Origin of the sequence: Anaerophaga thermohalophila str. Valhall (assembly GCF_000250735.1) — a bacterium.
GTDB lineage: Bacteria > Bacteroidota > Bacteroidia > Bacteroidales > Marinilabiliaceae > Anaerophaga > Anaerophaga thermohalophila_A.
In genome coordinates this window covers 1-1,480 of sequence record NZ_AHZV01000194.1, presented here as the reverse complement: position 1 = coordinate 1,480, position 1,480 = coordinate 1, and the positions used below count along the sequence as shown (strand labels likewise).

Here is a 1,480-nt window from a genome sequence, read left to right as displayed (position 1 = left end):
ATCTTCGTAAAAAAAATGTATAAAATAAACCAAAGGGGCGTAGCCCTGATATCTTATATCTTATATATCTTATATCTAACAATCTATTGAATTAAAATATTAACAGAATAATGACCGGGAATAAGTTAAAACGAAGCGATTTTGAAGTAATGGCGCCGGTTGGCTCCTTTGAGTCACTCATGGCAGCCATTCAGGGAGGGGCCGATTCGGTCTACTTTGGGGCGGAAAAACTCAACATGCGTTCGCGATCATCCAGCAATTTCACAACCGATGATTTGCGCAAAATTGTAGCCATTGCCTCACAACACAATGTAAAAACCTATCTGACGGTTAACACCGTTCTCTACGATACCGACCTGCCTGTTATGCGGTCGCTCATCGATGCAGCCAAAGAAAGCGGTATCTCGGCGATAATTGCGTCCGACCAGGCGGCCATCAACTATGCCAACAGCATTGGCGTGGAAGTTCACATTTCCACTCAGGTAAATATTTCAAATGTTGAGGCCCTTAAATTCTACAGTCGTTTTGCCGACGTGGTTGTCCTCGCCCGTGAATTAAACCTCGATCAGGTCAGTGCCATTCACAAAGCCATAGAAAAAGACAAAATTAAAGGGCCGGCGGGCAAACTAATACGTATAGAGATGTTTTCGCACGGCGCGTTGTGTATGGCCATCTCCGGTAAATGCTATCTGAGCTTACATCAGTTGAATTCATCTGCTAACAGGGGTGGATGCCTGCAACCCTGCCGACGTAGCTATATTGTTACCGAAAAAGATACCGGTCAGGAACTTGAAGTAGACAATGAATACATCATGTCGCCAAAAGACCTTAAGACCATTCATTTCCTCAATAAAATGATAGATGCCGGCGTGCGGGTCTTTAAAATTGAAGGCCGTGCCCGTGGCCCTGAATATGTAAAAACAGTGGTTTCCTGTTACCGCGAAGCCATCAACTCAGTACTTGACGGGACGTATTCGCAGGAGAAAATCAACCACTGGGAAGAGCGCCTGGCCTCGGTTTTCAACCGCGGTTTCTGGGATGGTTATTACCTGGGACAAAAACTCGGGGAGTGGAGCGCTAATTACGGATCGCTTGCCACCAGAAAAAAAGTTTATATCGGGAAAGGGACCAACTATTTTCCAAAAATTGGTGTCGCAGAATTCCTTCTGGAAACAAAAAACCTGAAGGTTGGCGATGAAATTCTTATTACCGGCCCCACAACCGGCGTGGTAGAAATGAAAGTTCCGGAAATCAGAGTCGACCAGAAACCAGTGGATGAAGCCCAAAAAGGCGACCGGTTTTCAATGCCCGTGGATGTTAAAATCAGGCGGTCGGATAAGTTGTATAAATGGGTGGCCAAAAAGGTCTAAACGCAAAGACGCCATGACACTGAGTTGCTATTATGAGAGAATTATAATCTAATCTACTACTTTCATTCGTTTTAAATATATTTTTTCACTGCTGTCCGACTAAAATGAAA

At 44.3% G+C, this 1,480-nt stretch carries 1 protein-coding gene; it reads left to right on the top strand.

The features are described 5' to 3' along the window. Positions 1 to 110: 110 nt before the first annotated feature. A complete protein-coding gene (locus tag OQ5_RS0110475; RefSeq protein ID WP_016777452.1) occupies positions 111 to 1,370 on the top strand; it encodes a U32 family peptidase in 1,260 nt (419 codons plus the stop codon). Positions 1,371 to 1,480 lie beyond the last annotated feature (110 nt).

Bases quoted from the DNA above. Each gene is read 5' to 3' on its own strand.
- OQ5_RS0110475 (WP_016777452.1), top strand. From the start codon at position 111: ATGACCGGGAATAAGTTAAAACGAAGCGATTTTGAAGTAATGGCGCCG.